17 protein-coding genes and 1 tRNA gene are annotated in these 18,076 nt (G+C 63.4%); 9 read left to right on the plus strand and 9 right to left on the minus strand.

Annotated features, from left to right (window positions below; genetic code table 11):
• Nucleotides 1-64 precede the first annotated feature (64 nt).
• Nucleotides 65-646, plus strand: coding sequence for a hypoxanthine-guanine phosphoribosyltransferase (locus AC1RDJ_RS09780; protein ID WP_071325869.1), 582 nt, complete (start codon nt 65-67; stop codon nt 644-646).
• 103 nt (nt 647-749) lie between these two features.
• On the opposite strand, the gene AC1RDJ_RS09785 is transcribed toward AC1RDJ_RS09780, so the two are convergent.
• The 3 genes from AC1RDJ_RS09785 to AC1RDJ_RS09795 form a co-directional block, all read right to left on the minus strand.
• On the minus strand, nt 750-1,703 hold the full coding sequence (locus AC1RDJ_RS09785; RefSeq protein WP_071325870.1) for an NAD(P)H-dependent flavin oxidoreductase: 954 nt from the start codon (nt 1,701-1,703) through the stop codon (nt 750-752).
• A gap of 100 nt (nt 1,704-1,803) precedes the next feature.
• Nucleotides 1,804-2,727, minus strand: a complete 924-nt coding sequence (locus tag AC1RDJ_RS09790; protein ID WP_493027312.1) for an MBL fold metallo-hydrolase — start codon at nt 2,725-2,727, stop codon at nt 1,804-1,806.
• A gap of 8 nt (nt 2,728-2,735) precedes the next feature.
• Complete coding sequence (locus AC1RDJ_RS09795) at nt 2,736-2,963, minus strand: DUF1289 domain-containing protein (protein WP_442905872.1); 228 nt, start codon at nt 2,961-2,963, stop codon at nt 2,736-2,738.
• 278 nt (nt 2,964-3,241) lie between these two features.
• On the opposite strand from AC1RDJ_RS09795, the gene AC1RDJ_RS09800 reads away from it, so the two are divergent.
• Together AC1RDJ_RS09800 and AC1RDJ_RS09805 are read left to right on the plus strand one after the other, a co-directional pair.
• Nucleotides 3,242-3,655 carry a CopG family transcriptional regulator gene (locus AC1RDJ_RS09800; protein ID WP_046681879.1) on the plus strand — a complete coding sequence of 138 codons (414 nt, stop codon included), beginning with the start codon at nt 3,242-3,244 and terminating at the stop codon, nt 3,653-3,655.
• Nucleotides 3,656-3,709: 54 nt separating this feature from the next.
• Nucleotides 3,710-4,957, plus strand: coding sequence for an extracellular catalytic domain type 1 short-chain-length polyhydroxyalkanoate depolymerase (locus AC1RDJ_RS09805; protein ID WP_493027313.1), 1,248 nt, complete (start codon nt 3,710-3,712; stop codon nt 4,955-4,957).
• Between the two features lie 120 nt (nt 4,958-5,077).
• On the opposite strand, the gene AC1RDJ_RS09810 is transcribed toward AC1RDJ_RS09805, so the two are convergent.
• From AC1RDJ_RS09810 to AC1RDJ_RS09820, 3 genes are all read right to left on the minus strand, one after another.
• Nucleotides 5,078-6,229, minus strand: coding sequence for a response regulator (locus tag AC1RDJ_RS09810; protein WP_071325872.1), 1,152 nt, complete (start codon nt 6,227-6,229; stop codon nt 5,078-5,080).
• 31 nt (nt 6,230-6,260) lie between these two features.
• Nucleotides 6,261-9,308 carry a response regulator gene (locus tag AC1RDJ_RS09815; RefSeq protein ID WP_493027314.1) on the minus strand — a complete coding sequence of 1,016 codons (3,048 nt, stop codon included), beginning with the start codon at nt 9,306-9,308 and terminating at the stop codon, nt 6,261-6,263.
• Between the two features lie 96 nt (nt 9,309-9,404).
• Nucleotides 9,405-9,647 (minus strand): cysteine-rich CWC family protein, encoded by a 243-nt coding sequence (locus AC1RDJ_RS09820; RefSeq protein ID WP_493027315.1) that lies wholly within the window; start codon nt 9,645-9,647, stop codon nt 9,405-9,407.
• Nucleotides 9,648-9,839: 192 nt separating this feature from the next.
• Here AC1RDJ_RS09820 and argB point away from each other — a divergent pair, with 192 nt between their 5' ends.
• Together argB and AC1RDJ_RS09830 are read left to right on the plus strand one after the other, a co-directional pair.
• Nucleotides 9,840-10,733, plus strand: a complete 894-nt coding sequence (gene argB / locus AC1RDJ_RS09825; protein ID WP_010393729.1) for an acetylglutamate kinase — start codon at nt 9,840-9,842, stop codon at nt 10,731-10,733.
• Between the two features lie 65 nt (nt 10,734-10,798).
• Nucleotides 10,799-10,873, plus strand: a tRNA-Thr gene (locus tag AC1RDJ_RS09830).
• Nucleotides 10,874-11,257: 384 nt separating this feature from the next.
• Here the strand turns inward: AC1RDJ_RS09830 and AC1RDJ_RS09835 are convergent.
• Complete coding sequence (locus tag AC1RDJ_RS09835) at nt 11,258-12,127, minus strand: TraB/GumN family protein (RefSeq protein WP_493027316.1); 870 nt, start codon at nt 12,125-12,127, stop codon at nt 11,258-11,260.
• Nucleotides 12,128-12,211: 84 nt separating this feature from the next.
• Between AC1RDJ_RS09835 and AC1RDJ_RS09840 the strand changes: the two genes are divergently transcribed.
• The 3 genes from AC1RDJ_RS09840 (at nt 12,212) to pabB (ending at nt 15,491) form a co-directional block, all read left to right on the plus strand.
• Nucleotides 12,212-12,946: a pyrimidine 5'-nucleotidase gene (locus tag AC1RDJ_RS09840; RefSeq protein ID WP_493027317.1), complete on the plus strand. Its 735-nt coding sequence runs from the start codon at nt 12,212-12,214 to the stop codon at nt 12,944-12,946.
• A gap of 103 nt (nt 12,947-13,049) precedes the next feature.
• Nucleotides 13,050-13,625, plus strand: a complete 576-nt coding sequence (slmA, locus tag AC1RDJ_RS09845; protein ID WP_071325876.1) for a nucleoid occlusion factor SlmA — start codon at nt 13,050-13,052, stop codon at nt 13,623-13,625.
• Nucleotides 13,626-13,646: 21 nt separating this feature from the next.
• Complete coding sequence (gene pabB / locus AC1RDJ_RS09850; protein WP_493027318.1) at nt 13,647-15,491, plus strand: aminodeoxychorismate synthase component I; 1,845 nt, start codon at nt 13,647-13,649, stop codon at nt 15,489-15,491.
• Nucleotides 15,492-15,668: 177 nt separating this feature from the next.
• Here the strand turns inward: pabB and AC1RDJ_RS09855 are convergent, their stop codons facing one another.
• Nucleotides 15,669-16,028 carry a DUF1428 domain-containing protein gene (locus AC1RDJ_RS09855; RefSeq protein WP_071326769.1) on the minus strand — a complete coding sequence of 120 codons (360 nt, stop codon included), beginning with the start codon at nt 16,026-16,028 and terminating at the stop codon, nt 15,669-15,671.
• A 120-nt stretch (nt 16,029-16,148) separates the two neighbouring features.
• Nucleotides 16,149-16,748, minus strand: coding sequence for a glutathione peroxidase (locus tag AC1RDJ_RS09860; RefSeq protein ID WP_289887927.1), 600 nt, complete (start codon nt 16,746-16,748; stop codon nt 16,149-16,151).
• 184 nt (nt 16,749-16,932) lie between these two features.
• Here AC1RDJ_RS09860 and AC1RDJ_RS09865 point away from each other — a divergent pair, with 184 nt between their 5' ends.
• Nucleotides 16,933-18,063 carry an extracellular catalytic domain type 2 short-chain-length polyhydroxyalkanoate depolymerase gene (locus AC1RDJ_RS09865; RefSeq protein ID WP_493027319.1) on the plus strand — a complete coding sequence of 377 codons (1,131 nt, stop codon included), beginning with the start codon at nt 16,933-16,935 and terminating at the stop codon, nt 18,061-18,063.
• Nucleotides 18,064-18,076 lie beyond the last annotated feature (13 nt).

The raw sequence follows: 18,076 nt of genomic DNA on the forward strand, positions 1-18,076 counted from the left end.
GATGGCGTTTGCGGGATAATACCGGCATTCATCATCAGCCCCATTCATCGCCATGCAAGAGTCCATGCAAGAATTTCATCACAACCGTGCCCGCGACCTGATCAAGAACGCGGAACTGCTGTTCGACCAAGATACCGTGCAGGCGTCGATCACGCGCATGGCCGAGGTACTCAACACGCGCTTCAACGCCGACGATTCCAAGGAATTCCCGCTGGTGCTGGGCGTGATGGGTGGTGCCGTCGTGTTTACGGGCAACCTGCTGCCGCAGCTGAGCTTTCCGCTCGAGTTCGACTACATCCATGTGAGCCGCTATGGCGACGACGACAAGGGTGGCGAAGTGGTGTGGAAAGTCATCCCCCGCTCGAACGTGGCGGGCCGCACGGTGATCGTGCTCGACGATATCCTCGATGAAGGCGAAACCCTGGCGCACGTCAAGCAGCGCCTGCTGGACATGGGCGCCTCGGAAGTGATCCTGGCCGTGTTTGCCGACAAGGCCATCGGCAAGAAAAAGCCCGTGCAGGCGGACATCGTCGGCCTGGTGATCCCGAACCGCTTCGTCGTCGGCTTCGGCATGGATGCGTACGGCTACTGGCGCAACCTGCCGGGCCTGTGGGCCATCAAGCCCGAGGATTTGAAGCAGGAGTGATTCATGATGGTAGTCGGATTACGCTGCGCTAATCCGACCTACGCCACCAGGTTCGAGTAGGTCGGATTGGCGCGCAGCGCGTCATCCGACATCCTCACCAACGTTACAGCTTCAGGCGCGCGCGCGCCGCAGCGTATTCCGCCTTCAGGCGCTCCACCATCTCGGCCACCGTCGGCACATCGTCCATCAAGCCCACGCCCTGGCCGGCGCCCCAGATATCGCGCCAGGCCTTGGCGCTGCCCGAACCGAAATTCATCGCGCTCTTGTCCGCTTCAGGCAAGGCTTCCGGATCGAGTCCGGCAGCTTCTATCGATTTCTTCAGGTAATTGCCGTGCACGCCCGTAAACAGGTTCGTGTAGACGATGTCGGCTGCGGCGGAATCGACGATGGCATCGCGGTAGCTGTCGCTGACGTTCGATTCCTTGGTCGCCAGCCAGCGCGAACCGATGTAGGCGAAATCGGCGCCCATCGCCTGCGCGGCCAGCACGGCGTCGCCCGTGGCGATGGAGCCGGACAGCGCCAGCGGACCGTCGAAGAATTTGCGCACTTCGCCCACCAGCGCGAATGGCGACAGGGTGCCAGCATGGCCGCCGGCGCCGCTGGCCACCAGGATCAGGCCATCGACACCCGCTTCCAGCGCCTTCTTCGCGTGGCGGATCGAAATCACGTCATGCAGCACGATGCCGCCATAGCTGTGGATGGCGTCGAGCATTTCCTTGGGCGGCGCGCGCAGCGAGGAAATGATGATGGGGACCTGGTGCTTGACGCAGACTTCCACGTCATGCGCGAGGCGGTCGTTCGACTGGTGCACGATCTGGTTGACGGCGATCGGTCCCACCTTTTTATCCGGATTGGCGGCCTGGAAGGCGGCCAGTTCGGCCTGCAGCTCCGTGAGCCAGGTGTCGAGCAGTTCGGCGGGACGCGCGTTCAGGGCCGGGAAGGAACCGACGATGCCGGCCTTGCACTGCGCCGCGACGAGGGCCGGGCCGCTGGCGATGAACATCGGCGACGCGATAACGGGTAAGGAGAGGTTTTGCAACGCTGCAGGCAGTGCCATGGCGGACTCGCTGGAAAGTTGATCGGACGTGAGAGACACACTGAACGTTGATTATAGTGCAGAAAAAGTACGATCGTGCTGAATTTAATCGAGTACCGCGCTAACCGTCGTTAAGCAGGTACTCACCCTCGACGCGTGCCGCTGCAGCCCTGAGCAACTGCGATACGGCCCATTCGGCCAGCGCGGCCGCTTCCTGGCGCAGGAAGCGCCGGTTGGCCTCTTCGAAGACGGGCATGCCGCGCAACAGGGCTGGTATCTCGGCCAGGGCGATGCGCTGGCGTTCCAGCAGCAGGAATTTCAGCAGGACCTTGACGGCATTCTGCGCATTGCGCACGGGGTCGGACGCCAGGTAGTCAAGGCGCGAATAGGCGCGCTGCAGGGCGCCGGCGGCGTCCTGGAATGGCCGTCCGTGGCCGGGGATGACGACGCGCACGTCCAGGCCGGCGATCAGGTCCAGGGTGGCGCGCGCTTCAGGAAAGCCGGAGCCGCCGTCGAGCTCCGGGAAGATCACGCCGAAACCGTTTTCCCACAGCGCGTCGGCGGAAATCAGGATGCCTTCCTGGGCGCAGTAAAAGATCAATGAGTGCGGGTCATGGCCGGGCGCGCCCAGCGCCTGCCAGCGCATGTCGGCCAGGGTGAATATGTCGCCCGGCGAGACGGTGGCGTCAAAGCCGAAGCGCGGGCATTGCTGGCCCGTGGCCTGGAAGCTCAGGGCATCGACATCCCACGCGCGCACCTTGTCCGCTTCCGACGCGGGAATGGCCGTATGGCAGCCATACTCGGCTTGCAGCAGCGCGTTGCCGCCGCAATGGTCGGAGTGCAGATGGGTGTTGAACAGGCGCTCCAGCGGGCGGCCGGCCAGGCTGTGGCGCAGCAGGGCCAGGGTTTGCGGCGCATGCGTGACATAGCCGCTGTCGATCAGGGCCGTGTCGTGCGTCCCCTGCAGCAGGATGTTATTCGACGACAGCCAGCCGCGTTCGAACACCTGAATGGAATCGGGGAACAGCGCTGGCGATCGCGACATGGGCGTCCTCAGTAGTCGGGCTCGAAATCGAGCAGGGATACACGGCCCGGCAGCTGGGCCCACACGGCGCGCTTGAAGTCGTCGTCGGCCTTGCTCCAGGCGATGATCTCGTCGAGCGTGCGCAGGCAGCCCTCGCACAGGCCGCTGTTGCGGTTCATCTTGCACAGGCTGACGCAGGGCGACGGCACCGGCGACGGCAAGGGGAGCGGAACGGCTGGCGGGGTATCGACCATCATGGAGCGGCATCGGTAAACGTGTAGGCGTTCATTATGCCGCGAAAGCGGCGCGGCGAGGCGGCCAAGCAACACGACAATGTTTCTGTCGCTACATTTTTAAGCGTAAAATATTAACAAAAAATAACTGTCCGCACATTTATTTTGCACCGCGTTTTCACTCTGCCGGCGGCTATCCTGCCTCCGGATCAGGCAAATCCTGCTTGACTTGAGATGTTACAGAACTATACTACCATCCATGTAGATGGCAATTGGATGCCACATGGAGTACACGGAGACTTATGGCCAAGCAAGACAGCAAGCCCAAAATTGGGGAATCAGAAAAAATCACGATCAACCTGGGCTTGATCGACCTGGGGCAGATCGATCTGCTGGTGCAGGAAGGATTTTATTCCAACCGTACAGACCTGATCCGTACGGCCATACGCAATCAGCTGGGCACACACGCCGACGTGGTCAGGCAAACCGTCGCCCGTAAAAGCCTGGTATTGGGCATGCAGCATTATTCGCGCGCCGACCTGGAAGCGATCCAGGCAGCCGGCCAGCGCCTGCAAATCCAGGTGCTGGGACTGGCCAGCATCGCCAGCGACGTCTCCGTGGAATTGGCACTGGCCACCATCGAGTCGATCTTCGTATTAGGTGCCCTGCACGCCAGCACCGTCGTCAAGACGGCGCTTGCAGGGCGAATTCACTAGCGTATTGGTTCGCGGCGATGGCCCGGCCGATGCGCGGCACCGTTAAGGATGGTCATGAAACTAGCTCAAGACATGTTCGCGCACATGCGCGCCGCAACCCGCAATTTGATGGGCAATAACCTCGCCAAGGGTCCTGCCGCCGCCACCGAAGCCATCCAGCAGGCGCTGGCCGCGGCCGGTCTGGCGCCGCAGGCTGCGGCCACGCAAGCGCCGCCGCCCATGCGCGATATCAATCCACCGCCATCGGCTGCGCAGCCGCAGCCTGGCGCCACGCCGGAGACGCCTCCCGCACCACCCACGCCGGCACAGGCGGCGCAGGAATTCGCGCAAGACTTCATGGCGCGCCTGGGCGTGCCGGCCGGCCTGGGGCAGCACAGCTTCGACATGCCCACGTTTCAAGCGCCCGGTTTCAATACGCCGGGCACGGCGCCGGCGCATCTGCCGGCCGGCGCGCAATTCATCGATGGCGTGTACCGCAACCATGCGGGCACGCGCGCCTATAAACTGTATATTCCCAGCAGCTACCATGGCCAGGCCATGCCGCTGGTCGTCATGCTGCACGGCTGCACGCAAAATCCCGACGATTTCGCGGCCGGCACGCAGATGAACGCACTGGCCGAGGAAAAACAATGCTTTGTCGTCTACCCGGCACAGACGCAGGGCGCCAACAGTTCGCGTTGCTGGAACTGGTTCAATGCACTCGACCAGCAGCGCGACCAGGGCGAACCATCGCTGATCGCCGGCATCGCGCAGCAGGTCATCGACGAGTATCCCGTCAACGAGCGCGAAGTGTTCATCGCGGGACTCTCGGCGGGCGGCGCCATGGCCGTCATCGTCGGCACCCTGTATCCGGAAATCTTTGCCGCCGTCGGCGTGCATTCGGGCCTGCCCTTCGCCTCGGCGCAGGACTTGCCGTCGGCGCTGGCGGCCATGAAGGGCGGCGCCATGCCCAATCCCAAGCGCCAGGCACCGGCCGGCGGCGTGCCCATCATCGTCTTCCACGGCGACCGCGACACCACCGTCAACCTGCGCAATGGCGATGAACTGATCGCCCAGGGCGTGCGCAGCCAGGCCGGCGGCAAGGCGGCCAGGGCCGCGTCCACCGATGGCAGCGTACCGAACGGCCACCGCTACACGCGCACCACGCACAGCCAGGCCGATGGCTCGCCCCTGGGAGAATACTGGGTCATCCACGGCGCCGGCCATGCCTGGTCCGGCGGCAGCGACAGCGGCAGCTATACCGATGGCAAGGGGCCGGACGCCAGCCGCGAGATGCTGCGCTTCTTCAAGACCGTCAGCTGATCACTGATCTGGAGATGACATGCAAGGCGCCGGCCACGCCAGGTCGGGCGGCAGCGATACCGACGGCAAGGGCCGGACGCCAGCCGCCGGATGCAAAACAGCTGCGCTTCTTCAAGACCGTCAGCTGATTTTTTCGGCAAACGGCGCCACCTGCCGCTGCTTGTCGGCGATCTCGCACACGCCGTCGGCATAGCGGTTGGAGATGGCGATGAACTGGTCCTGGATCTCCAGGAAGGCGTCGACGATCTCGGCGTCGAAGTGCGAACCGCGCCCCTCGACGATGATCTGCACGGCCTGCGCATGGCCCATGCCCTGCTTGTAAATGCGCCGGCTGATCAGGGCGTCGTACACGTCGGCCAGCGCCATCAGGCGCGCCGAAATCGGGATGGCCTCGCCGGCCAGCCCCTGCGGATAGCCGCTGCCATCCCATTTTTCATGGTGGCTGTAGGCGATTTCCTTCGCATACTTGAGGAAATCGACCTCGATGCCCAGTTCGTGCTCGGCCGCCAGGATGGCGTCGCGCCCCAGCGTGGTGTGCGTCTTCATGATGGCCATTTCATGCGGCTCGAAACGGCCAGGCTTGAGCAGGATATGGTCGGGAATGCCCACCTTGCCGATGTCGTGCAGCGGCGCCGTCTTGAACAGCAATTCGATATTCTTGTCCGTCAAAAAATCCCGGAAGCGCGGCAGGTCGCGCACTTTTTCCGCCAGCGCCTTCAGGTAATGCGAGGTGCGGCGGATATGGTTGCCCGTCTCGCTGTCGCGCGTTTCGGCCAGCGAGGCCATGGCGTGGATGGTGACGTCCTGCAGCGCCTTGACCTCCTGCACGCGGCGTTCCACCTCGGTCTCCAGGTACTGGTTCTGGTCGCGCAAAAAATCCTGCATCTGCTTCATCGCCAGCTGCGTCTTGATGCGCGCCAGCACGATGGGCGCCGAAATCGGCTTGGTGATGTAGTCGACGGCGCCCAGGGCCAGGCCCAGCTGCTCGTCGGCCACTTCGCTCATGGCCGTCACAAAGATCACAGGAATGCCGGCTGTGGCAGGATTGCCCTTCAGCGCGCGGCACACGTCGTAGCCGCTCATGCCCGGCATCATGATGTCGAGCAGGATCAGGTCGGGCTGGTCGCTGCCGGCGGCGATCTTCAGCGCGCGCTCGCCATTGACGGCGATCTTGGTGCGGTACTCGTCTTCCAGCACGGCGCGCAGCAGGTCGATATTGTCTGGCGTGTCGTCGACCACCAGGATGGTTGGCTTGCTTGCCGGCGCTCTCATGCCCGTCCTTCGCTCTGCATAGTTGTCCTTGTCACAGTGTCAGCTCCAGCGCTTCGGCCACCTCGCCCAGCTGCGCCAGCGCACCTTCGAAATCGTATTGTCCCAGCATGCGCTTGAGTTGCCGCGCGTGTTCCGCCTGCCCTGCCGCGACCAGCACGGGGCCGATGCCATCGAGATGCTTGACCGCCTGCGCGTCATCCTGCTGCAGCAGCTGCGACAGCTCGCGCAAGCCGGCCTCCAGGCGCGCCCGGTCCACCTGCGTCACCGCGACGCCGGCCGCTTCCGCGACGGCGCCACGCGCTTGCATGGCCAGCACGATCTTCGGCACCAGCTCGTCGAGCGCCAGGGTGCAGGCGGCCAGCGCCTGCGGCAAGCCGTCATGCGAACCGAGGCTGAGCAGATGCTCGACCCGCGCCGCGCTGTCGGCCAGGCCGCTGGCGCCGATATTGCCCGCCAGGCCTTTCAGGGTGTGCGCTTCGCGGATGGCCGTCTCGAGCTGGTTGTTTTCGATGGCGGCGACGATGCGCAGCATGGCGTCGAACTGGGTTTCCACGAAGCGGTCCAGCAATTTTCGCATCAAAGCGGCATTGCCGCCCACGCGGCGCATGGCCTCCGCCATTTTCAGGCCGGCGACCACGGGCAATTCCGCGTCCGCCTGCGCCACCGCCACATTGACTTCCTGCGGCATGGCCGGCGCGATCCAGCGCGCCAGGGTACCGAACAGCTGGGCCACGTCGATCGGCTTGGCGATGAAGTCGTTCATGCCGGCGTCCAGGCATTTTTCCTTGTCGCCCACCATGGCATTGGCCGTCATGGCGATCACGGGCAAGTTCGAATAGCGCGGGTCCTGGCGCAGCTTGCGCGTGGCCTGGTAGCCGTCCATCACCGGCATCTGGCAGTCCATCAGCACGCCGTCATAGGGATTTTCCGCGATTTTCGCCAGCGCGATGGCGCCATTGCCGGCGATGTCGACGCGGATGCCGGCGTCGCTGAGGATTTGCTGCGCCACTTCCTGGTTCACCTCATTGTCTTCCACCAGCAGCAGCCAGGCGCCGCGCAGGGCGCGCTCGTCGTCGCGGTAGCTGCTCTGGCGCTGCGTCTTGCGGCTCTGTCCCGTCACGCCGCCAAACACGAACGAGATCTGGTCGAGCAGGGTCGAAGCGCTGACCGGCTTGTTCAAGACGCCGTCGAGCGGCAGCTCGCGCTGCTGCGCCGCCTCCAGCAGCGCCTCGCGGTGAAATGCCGTGACCATGATGCAAGCCGGCGTCGCATCGATGCCGGCGGCGTCGGCACGGATGCCGGCCAGAGTATCGAGGCCGTTCATGCCCGGCATCTTCCAGTCCATCAGCAACAAGCCATACGGCCGCCCTTCGGCGCGCGCCTGCGCCACGGCGCCGATGGCCAGCGTGCCGCTGTACACGGCGCGCGCCTCGAAGCCCAAGGCCGTCAGCATGCCGACGAAGATCTCGCGCGCGCTGGGGTTGTCGTCGACCACCAGCACGCGCAGGCCCTCGAAGCGCTGCTGATGCTGCAGTTGCGGCAGGCTGTCGCGCGGCACGGCGGCCAGGCCGAAGCGCGCCGTGAAGAAGAAGGTGCTGCCCACGCCCGCTTCGCTTTCCAGGTCGATCTCGCCTTCCATCATTTCCACCAGGCGCTTGCTGATGGTCAGTCCCAGGCCCGTGCCGCCATGGTGGCGCGTGGTGGAAGTGTCGGCCTGGGTAAATGCCTGGAACAACTTGCTGCGCTGCGGCGGCGTCAGGCCGATGCCCGTGTCGCGCACGTCGACGCGCAACACGGCCGCGTGCTCTTCGAGCTGCCGCAGGCGGATGCTGACGACGATCTCGCCCTTGTCCGTGAATTTGATGGCGTTGTTGGTCAGATTGATCAGCACCTGGCCCAGGCGCAGGGGATCGCCCTGCAGCGCATTGGGCACGTCGGGGGCGACGTCGAACAGCAGTTCGAGACCCTTGTCCTGGGCCCGCATCACGGACAGGTCGGCGATCTGCGCCAGCACGTCCTCGAGGAAGAAATCGACCTTTTCAAAGGCCATCTTGCCCGCCTCGATCTTCGAGAAATCGAGGATGTCGTCGATGATGGCCAGCAGGTTTTTCGACGCCGACTCCACCTTCTCCAGGTAGTTGCGCTGGGTTGGCGTGAGCTCGGTCTGCAGCGCCAGGTGGGTCATGCCGATGATGCCGTTCATCGGCGTGCGGATCTCGTGCGACATATTGGCCAGGAAGTCCGATTTCATCTTGGTCGCATCCTCGGCCACCTCCACGGCATGGCGCAGGTCCTGCTCGACGGCCAGGCTGGTGCTCATGTTCTTCAGCGCCTGCATCAATTCGCCCGTCTCGTCGCGCGACGTCACTTCGATGACGGAACTGTAGTCGCCATTGGCCACGCGGGTGGCGATCGCCACCGCCTCGCCCAGCGGACGCGTGATCGAGCGCGCCGACCAGGCAAAGGCCAGGCCGATCAGCAAGGCGGCAAGGCCGATACCGCCCATCAGCATCAGCGAGGTATCGATGTCGCTGCGTATCCTGGCCGCGCTGTCGCGAATCTGCTGCTGCTGCAAGTCATCGAGCTGGCCCACGTACAGCAGCACCTTTTCCAGCACGGGCAGGGTCTGCGTCTGCATGGCCTGCTCCGCGGCCGCATCGTCGCCGCGCTCGACCAGCGCGAACATCGTTTGCAGCGACGCGTAATAGTCGGTGCGCGCATGGTGCATCTGCGCGAGCAGGCGCCGCTCGTCGGAGCGCGCATCGAGGCTGTCGAGGATGCGCACCTGCTCGTCGATGCCCTGCCGGATCGCCTCCAGGCGCGCCTGGTTCGCCTGGCGCAGCGCCAGCTGGTGCTGGATCGGCAGGCTGGCGATGCGCGTGGCCGCCTCGCGCGCCAGGCCATGGATCTTGCTGGTGGCCTTGGCGGCAACCCAGTCACGCTGCAGGATATCGTCGGTCTCGGCGCGGATCGCATAGATGCGGCTACCCGCGAGGACGATGACGACCAGCATCAGCCCGATCAGGATGGCATAGCCCGCATTGATGCGCACGCCGATCCGGATATCCCTGAAACGCATGACAGTTTCCTATCAGAAATTCTTAAAAAGCGAAGTCTGACCGTATTCCCCTACAAAATGCAAGGTCTTTCGCAAAGCAATTGCACGCCAAAGCGCTTATTTGGCCGATGCGGCCGCTTTTACAGGAGGCGCCAGCGCCGTAATGTGGGCTTGCAGGCAGGACGGGCACCAGCACCCCGCGGCGGCGCTGCCCGGCACGGGCACGGCCGCTGGCAGGGCCGTGCACCAGCACGGGGTGTTGGCGTTCGGATCGCGCTGGCCACACTGGAAAGTGGCGCCGCAGAGGGTACACTGACTCATGGCTATGTTTGAATTGGCAAGTGTGTGGCACGCTGTCATGCTGGGCGACGCAGATGTAACTGGCCGTAAAAGGGCTGGCTGGAGGACATATCGGGCCAGACTATAGGATGATCAGGGAAAATACAACAAGATCGCCCTATAATGCCTCCAAGATTTTCTTCTTCCCTGTAAAATCTCACAAATCTATTTTCCGGACTCGCCATGAATCAACTAGCTAACTTGAACCTGGACATGAATGACGACTTGACGGCGGTGTCGCCGCAAATCAAGGCGCAGATTCTGGCCGAGGCCCTGCCATACATCCGTAATTTCCATGGCAAAACCATCGTCATCAAGTACGGTGGCAATGCCATGACGGACGAGCGCCTGAAGCACGGCTTCGCGCGCGACGTCATCCTGCTCAAGCTGGTCGGCATGAATCCCGTCGTAGTCCACGGCGGCGGCCCGCAAATCGACAATGCGCTGAAAAAAATCGGCAAGCAAGGCACCTTCGTGCAGGGCATGCGCATCACCGATGAAGAAACCATGGAAGTGGTGGAGTGGGTGCTGGGCGGCGAAGTCCAGCAGGATATCGTCATGCTGATCAACCATTACGGTGGCCAGGCCGTGGGACTGACAGGCAAGGACGGCGGCTTGATCCGCGCGCGCAAGATGCAGATGCCTGACCGTGAACATCCGGGCGAATTCCTCGACATCGGTTTCGTCGGCGAGATCGACGCCATCAACCCGGCCGTCGTCAAGGCACTGCAGGACGATGCCTTCATTCCCATCATCTCGCCGATCGGCTTCGGCCAGGATGGCCAGGCCTACAACATCAACGCCGATGTCGTGGCGGGCAAGATCGCGGAAATCCTGAAAGCGGAAAAGCTGATCATGATGACCAATATCGCCGGCGTCCAGGACAAGCAGGGCAACCTGGTGACCGACCTGTCGGCGCGCGAAATCGACGAGATGTTCGCCGACGGCACGATCTCGGGCGGCATGCTGCCGAAAATCTCGTCGGCGCTCGACGCCGCCAAGTCCGGCGTGAACACGGTGCACATCATCGATGGCCGCATCGAGCACTCATTATTGCTGGAAGTGTTGACCGAGCAGGCTTTTGGTACTATGATCCGTTCGCACTAAAAAAATCGCAACGCATCGCAGCGAGTAGTTTGGCGGCGCAGATCACCTGGCGCCGCTTTTAATTTGCCCTTGTAGCTCAGTGGTAGAGCACTCCCTTGGTAAGGGAGAGGCCACGTGTTCGATCCACGTCAAGGGCACCAACTATATCTCCCCGCAGCTGAAAAAATGTCCATGGCGGCGTTGTCTCGCCTCGCCGTACATGCGTACTGTCTTCGGCTCGACGCCTTGCCCTGAACACTTTTCCATCTGCTCTGCCGTCATCTCCCCATCGTTAAAAATGCCCATGGCGACGTTGTACTTCCCCGCCGTACATGCGTACTGTCCTCGTCAGTACGCCTTGCCCTGAACACTTTTCCATCTGCTCTGCCATCATCTCCCCCAGCGTTAAAAATGCCCATGGCGGCGTTGTACTTGCTCGCCGTACTAGCGTAGTGTCCTCGTCAGTACGCCTTGCCCTGAACACTTTTCCATCAGCTCTGCCGCCGTTTGTTGCGCGACCGAGCTAGTACTATCTCTTCTTTGGTTTAATACACCCGTTCCACCTTCAGGCCCCGCTGGCGCAGCAGGTCCGGCACGCTTTTCGTCCCGACCAGATGCAGCACGCCGATCGCGGCCAGGCTGTGCTTTTCGCGCGCCAGCAGCTTGGCGATGCCGTCGGCCAGGGCCGGATTACGGCCGTCGAGCAGCACCTTTTGCACGAACTGCGCGGCGAACGACGGATCTTGCGCGGCCTTGGCCGCCAGCTTGTCGAACGCGGCCGCATCGGCCGTGCGCCAGGCATTGGCGATCTCGCGCGCTTCCTGGCTTTGCTCCTGCTCCTCGATCGAGGTCACGCCGTCTTCCAGGAAGCGGCACTGGTCGGCTGGCGTCATCGCGCCGAACAGCGCCATCTGGCCTTCCATCGATTCGAGTTCCAGCACAGGGATCTTGCGCGCCTTGGCCTGCTGCGACAGATAATTGTCGACGGCCAGGTCGGAGCGGTAGCCGAGCGTGGAAAATTCACCGATGGCCAGCATGCTGGCCAGCATCCACGGCTTCATCGGCGCCACCGACTCTGGCGCGATGCCGTATTTTTGCAACAACGGCGCCAGACGCGGCGCCAGGGTCTGGCGGCAGTCGGCGGGCACCTTGCTGCCCGGCGTATCCATGCCGTACTTCAGCACGGCGCCGAGGGCGGCGCGCGGGTCGGCGCCCGGATCGATCTCCAGCGCCAGCGCGCCGGCGCCCTCCAATGCCTGCGTCACCGTCGGTTCGAGCGGGTAAAAATCGGGGGCGCCGACGTGGATGGTGCCGAACAAATACAGGGTATGTCCGGCGTCCTGCACCTTGAACAGGGCGCCCCGGTTTTGCACCACCGGCGTCGCGTCGGCAAGGGCCGCCTGCAACGGCAGCAAGAATAATCCGCAAAACATCACTATAATCTGGCGTCGCATGGTTTTCCTGATTGTTGAATTTTTCATCTTTGCTTAAAGACTCCTGTGCCTGTGTCCCATCTTAACCGCTCGTCGCCGGTCTGGCTGTTTGACCTCGACAACACGCTGCACAATGCCTCGCACGCCATCTTCCCCACCATCACGGCCAATATGAACACGTATATTGCGCGGGTGCTGGGCGATGGCGTGACGCCGGCGGACGACGCCGTCGTCAATGCGGCGCGCGCGGCCTACTGGCGCCGCTATGGCGCCACTTTGCTGGGCATGGTCAAGCACCATCAGGTGCAGGCCGCGCATTTTCTGCACGAGACGCATACCTTCGGCGACTTGCGGGCCATGATACACGCCGAACGGGGACTGGGGGCTTTACTCAAACGCCTGCCTGGCCGTAAAATTTTACTCACCAACGCGCCGCTGCGCTATTCGAGCGACGTGATGCGCCACCTGGGCCTGCGTCAGCATTTTTCACAGCATATCGCCATCGAGGCGATGCATGTGCACCGCCAGCTGCGGCCCAAGCCATCGACCCTGATGCTGCGCAAACTGATGCGCAAGCATCAAATCCGGCCCGGCCGCTGCATCCTGGTGGAAGATACGCTGGCCAACCTGAAGGGCGCAAAAAGACTGGGCCTGCGCACGGCATGGGTCACGCAATACCTGAAAATGGCCGATCCGATCGGGGTGGCGACGTTGCCAAAAGCGTTAAATCGCCCCGCTTACGTCGATGTCAAAGTAAAATCTGTCCGGCATTTGGCACGCCGCCTTCATCGCCTGCGTTGAAGGGGAAGGCCTCGGCCTCCGGTTGACGCCGGAGGCCAGACCGCTAGCGGCGGTTTCGGTACTCCCCATCAAGGCAGCATTTTTTTTAACTACAAGAGAAAACATGGCAAGCACACCGCCGGGCCAACGCAGGCTACAAATTCTTCAGGCCCTCGCCGCAATGCTGGAGCAGCCGAAAGGCGAAAAAATCACCACTGCCGCACTGGCCGCCAGACTGGCCGTGTCGGAAGCGGCCCTGTACCGCCATTTCGCCAGCAAGGCGCAAATGTTCGAAGGGCTGATCGAATTCATCGAGTCGAGCGTCTTCGGCCTGATCAACCAGATCGCGGAAAAGCACAGCGACGGCATGACACAAACGCGCGACATCATCGGCATGCTGCTCAATTTCGCCATCAGCAACCCGGGCATGACGCGCGTGCTGATCGGCGACGCCCTGGTCAATGAGGACGAGCGCCTGCAAGTGCGCATGAACCAGTTCTACGACCGCGTGGAACTGGCGCTCAAGCAGGCCCTGCGCGTGGCCGCGTCCGAAGGCCATGGCAAGGAAAGCGAAGTGGCGGCGCGCGCCACCCTGATCGTCAGCTTCGTCATCGGACGCTGGCACCGCTATGCGAAAAGCGGCTTCAAGATCAATCCATCCCAGGAAGCGGCGCTGCAAATCGCCATGCTGCTGGGATAAATCACCGCTGTCGCTGTCCCCATGTCCACCGACTGTTTCGCCCTGCTCGACGACGCCAGCACCCCTGGCGCCGGTTCGCGCCTGTACACGGGCCTGGCGGCGGTCTTGCAATGCAGCGAGGGGGAACAGTGGCCGGCCCTGCTCGAAGGGCTGCAAGCGGCCCTGGATCGCGGCCAATACGCCGTCAGCGTGTGCAGCTACGAACTGGGCGCGCACTTGCTGGCCATGCCGCCGCGCGCGGCCAGCCTTGACGCGCCGCCGCTGGCGCAGGTGCTCGTCTTCGAGCACTGCCGGCAGCTGTCGCAGGACGCCGTGGCGCAGTGGCTGGCGGATCACGCGCCGGCCTCCGACACGCCGGCTGGCGTAGCCGGCATCAGCGCGAATATCGACCAGGCCGAATTCACGCGCGCGCTGGATCGCATCCACGACTACATCGTGGCCGGCGACACCTACCAGGTCAACTACACCTACCGCCTGCGCTTCGACGCCTTCGGCTCGCCGCTGGCCCTGTATGCGCGGCTGCGCGCGCGCCAGCCGGTGCCGTATGGCGCGCTGGTGATGCTGCCCGATGGCTGCGCCCTGCTGTCGCTGTCGCCCGAACTGTTCGTGCGCCATGCGCAGGGCGAGCTGATGGCGCGCCCCATGAAAGGCACGGCGCCGGCCGCCCCTGCAGAACAGGGGGAAGAAAATGCGCGCCGCGCCGCCGCCCTGGCACGGGACCCGAAAAACCGCGCGGAAAACCTGATGATCGTCGACCTGCTGCGCAACGACATCGGCCGCATCGCCGCCACCGGCTCCGTCAAGGTGCCCGCCCTGTTCGAGGTGACGCGCTACAGCAGCGTGCTGCAGATGACCTCCACCGTGCAGGCGCGCCTGCGCGACGACGCCACCCTCAGCGACATCTTCCAGGCCCTGTACCCGTGCGGCTCGATCACGGGCGCCCCCAAGCGGCGCACCATGGAAATCATCGCCGAACTGGAACCGGCAGCGCGCGGCGTCTACACGGGCGCCATCGGCTGGTTCGATCCCCCGCTCGCCGGCACCAGCCACGCCGTGGGCGACTTCTGCATGTCCGTGCCGATCCGCACGCTGGCCCTGCAGGCGCCCGGTGCCGGCGGCATGCGGCGCGGCGAGATGGGCGTCGGCGCCGGCATCGTGCTCGACAGCGATGCCGCGGACGAATACGCGGAATGCCAGCTCAAGGCGCGCTTCCTGACGGGGCTGGCGAACGACTTCGAGCTGTTTGAAACCCTGTACGCCAGCCGCGACCATGGCTGCCGCCAGCCCGAGCGCCACCTGGCGCGCCTGGCCGTCTCCGCCGCCTACTTCGGTTTTATCTGGGATGACGGCGCCGCCCGCGCCGCGCTGCAGGCCGCCTGCGCCGAACGCAGCGACGACGCGCCGTTCCGCCTGCGCCTGGCGCTGCGCCCGGATGGCCAGTTCACGGTGCAAAGCGGTGCCCTCACCGCCTTGCCGGACACGGTAAAGATCATGCTGGCGCCGGACGCCACCGTGGCAGACGACCTGTTCCTGCGCCACAAGAGCAGCGTACGCACGCGCTACGACGCCGCCTGGCACGCGGCCGAGGCACAAGGCGGCTTCGACATGCTGTTCTTTAACGAGCGCGGCGAGCTGACCGAGGGCGGGCGCAGCAATGTCTTCGTCCGGCTGGACGGCCGCTGGCACACGCCGCCGCTAGCCTGTGGCCTGTTGCCCGGCGTGCAGCGCGCCGCCATGCTGGCCGATCCGGCCTGGGATGCGCAGGAAACCATCATCACGCGCGCCATGCTGGCAAAGGCCGAGGCCATCGTCGTCTGCAATGCACTGCGCGGCGCGCTGCCGGCGCAACTTACAGCCTCCTCCTGAAACCTGAAACAGTTCAGGACAAGGCGCAGCGCCGAAGGCCCTGCAACCGCACGGCGAGGCCTGGCAACACCGCCATGAACTCCTGCAACCTGAAACAGTTCAAGGCAAGGCGCAGCGCCGAAGGCAGTGCAACTGCACGACAAGGCATGGCAACGCGGCCATGGACTGTTTCAGCCGCTAGGCGTCGATGCGCATTTCATAACCGCCGTAGATCATGCGCTTGCCATCGAAAGGCAGCTTGGCCGGATCCATCATCTCGGCCAGGCGCGGGTCTTTCATGACCTTGTCGTTGATTTCATCGCGCTTGGCGCGCGACTCGTAAACGATCCAGGAAAACACCACCACTTCGCCATCCTGCAAATCCACCGCCTGTGGAAACGAAGTCCACTTACCCGGCTTGACATCGTCGCCCACGCATTCGCGAAATTCCAGCGCGCCATATTCGCGCCAGACGGCGCCACAGGCGCGCGACATGGCCAGGTAAGCATCGAGCTTGGCTTGCGGTACGGGAACGACAAATCCATCGACATACGCCATGATGATCTCCTTGATGGTTGTTTTGACAAACGCGAACAACCAGCTTAGGACAATGATAGCAAGACGACAAGCGCAACATTAAAAAAAAGCAGGCGCCTGGCCTGCTTTTGTATCGGCGGCTTACAGCGCCAGCGCCTTTTCGACGGCGCCCACGAGCTTTTTATCGTCCGGCGTCACCTTGCTGGGGAAGCTTTCCACCACTTTGCCATGGCGGTCGATCAGGTACTTATGGAAATTCCAGGCCGGCGTCTTGCCCGTCTGCTTGATCAGGTCCACGTACAGCGGGTTCGGCGTCGGGCCGGACACCACCGATTTGGCGAACATGGGGAACTTCACGCCATAGGTGTTGTAGCAAAAATCGGCGATTTCCTTACTGTTGCCCGGTTCCTGCTTGCCGAAATCGTTCGACGGGAAACCCAGCACGACCAGGCCCTTGCTGCCGTACTTCGCATACAGCGCCTCGAGTCCTTCGTATTGATTGGTAAAACCACAATAACTTGCCGTATTTACCACCAACACGACCTTGCCCGCATACTGGCACAGGTTTTGCGGCGCTTCATCCTGCAGGCGGTTGAACGTCTGCTTGAGGATGGCAGGGCAGGCCGCTGGCGCAGCGGCGCTCGCAGCGGTAGCCGCATCGGCAGCATGGGCCGGCATGGCCAGACTGGCACTGGCAGCGAGGGTGGTCAGCGCGAACAGCTGGGCAAGGGTCTTGGACATGAAGGGCACCATGGTGGTAAGAAAAAAAACCATTCTATGCCAAACGCCGCGCGCACGTATGAGACGAACAACAACAGCGATTCCTTGAGCGACATCAAGGCCAGCGCAGTACTTGCCCACGGCACAGCATTTTTACCTATGCTCGGCCTTTCCCATCCCTGTTTCATTGTCCTGTGGAGTAGCCATGCCCTTCCCGCAACTAGCGACACCAACCGGCGCCCTGCTGGCCGCCTGCCTGTTCACCTTCGCACCCGGCATCGCGCATGCCGTCACCGCCACCACGGCCAAGGCGCAGGCCGCCGCGACGGGCGACGCGCCCGCCCTGCCCGCCTACCAGGCCGACCTGAGCCAGACGACCGTTTCCGGCCTGTCCTCGGGCGCCTTCATGGCGGCGCAATTTGCCGTCGCCTATTCATCCACCGTGACCGGCGCCGGCATCATCGCGGGCGGCCCGTATTTCTGCTCGGGCCAGCCGGGCAGCTTCCCCTACATCCCCTACCTGACGAACGCCCTGGGCACCTGCATGAATCCGGATTCCGCGCACGTCGCGCCGCCCGTGGCCAGCGAATTGCTGCGCGCGGCGAACGATTTCGCGCGCGCCCGCCTGATCGACGATACGGCCAACCTGAAACGCCAGCGCGTGTATCTGTTCAGCGGAACGAAAGACCAGACCGTGACGCGGCCGGTGGTGGAGCAGGTGGGGAAATTCTATGAACTGGCGGGCACGCCGACGGCGCAAATCCGCTTCGTCGACACGGTCAATGCGGGCCATGCCATCATCACCGACAACAACCAGGACAAGGCCTGCGATGTGACGGCGTCGCCGTTCATCAACGACTGCGACTTCGTGCAGGCGCGCGACATCCTGCAGCACCTGTACCCGGACCTGCTGCCCTCGTCGACCACCCTGACGGGCAAGCTGATTTCCTTCAACCAGCGCAGCTTCATCCGGAACTCGTACTCGAGCATGAACAACACGGCCTACGCCTACATTCCGAAAGCGTGCGACAGCGAAAGCTGCCGCGTGCACGTGGTCTTCCACGGCTGCCTGCAAACGACGCAGGCGATCGGCAACCGGTTCTACACCAGCACCGGCTACAACCAGGTGGCCGACGCCAACAAGATCATCGTGCTGTATCCGCAGGCCGAACCGAGCCCCGTCTTCCCCTACAACCCGAAAGGCTGCTGGGATTTCTGGGGCTATACCAGCCTCAACCCCCTCGATCCGAATTTCTACACCCGCAGCGGCACGCAGATGGATGCGGTCAAGCGCATGCTGGACCGTCTGGGAGCGGCGCGCAACAGCCGTCAATAACGACCGTCGCGGA

This window comes from Janthinobacterium sp. GW822-FHT07H10, assembly GCF_058798675.1.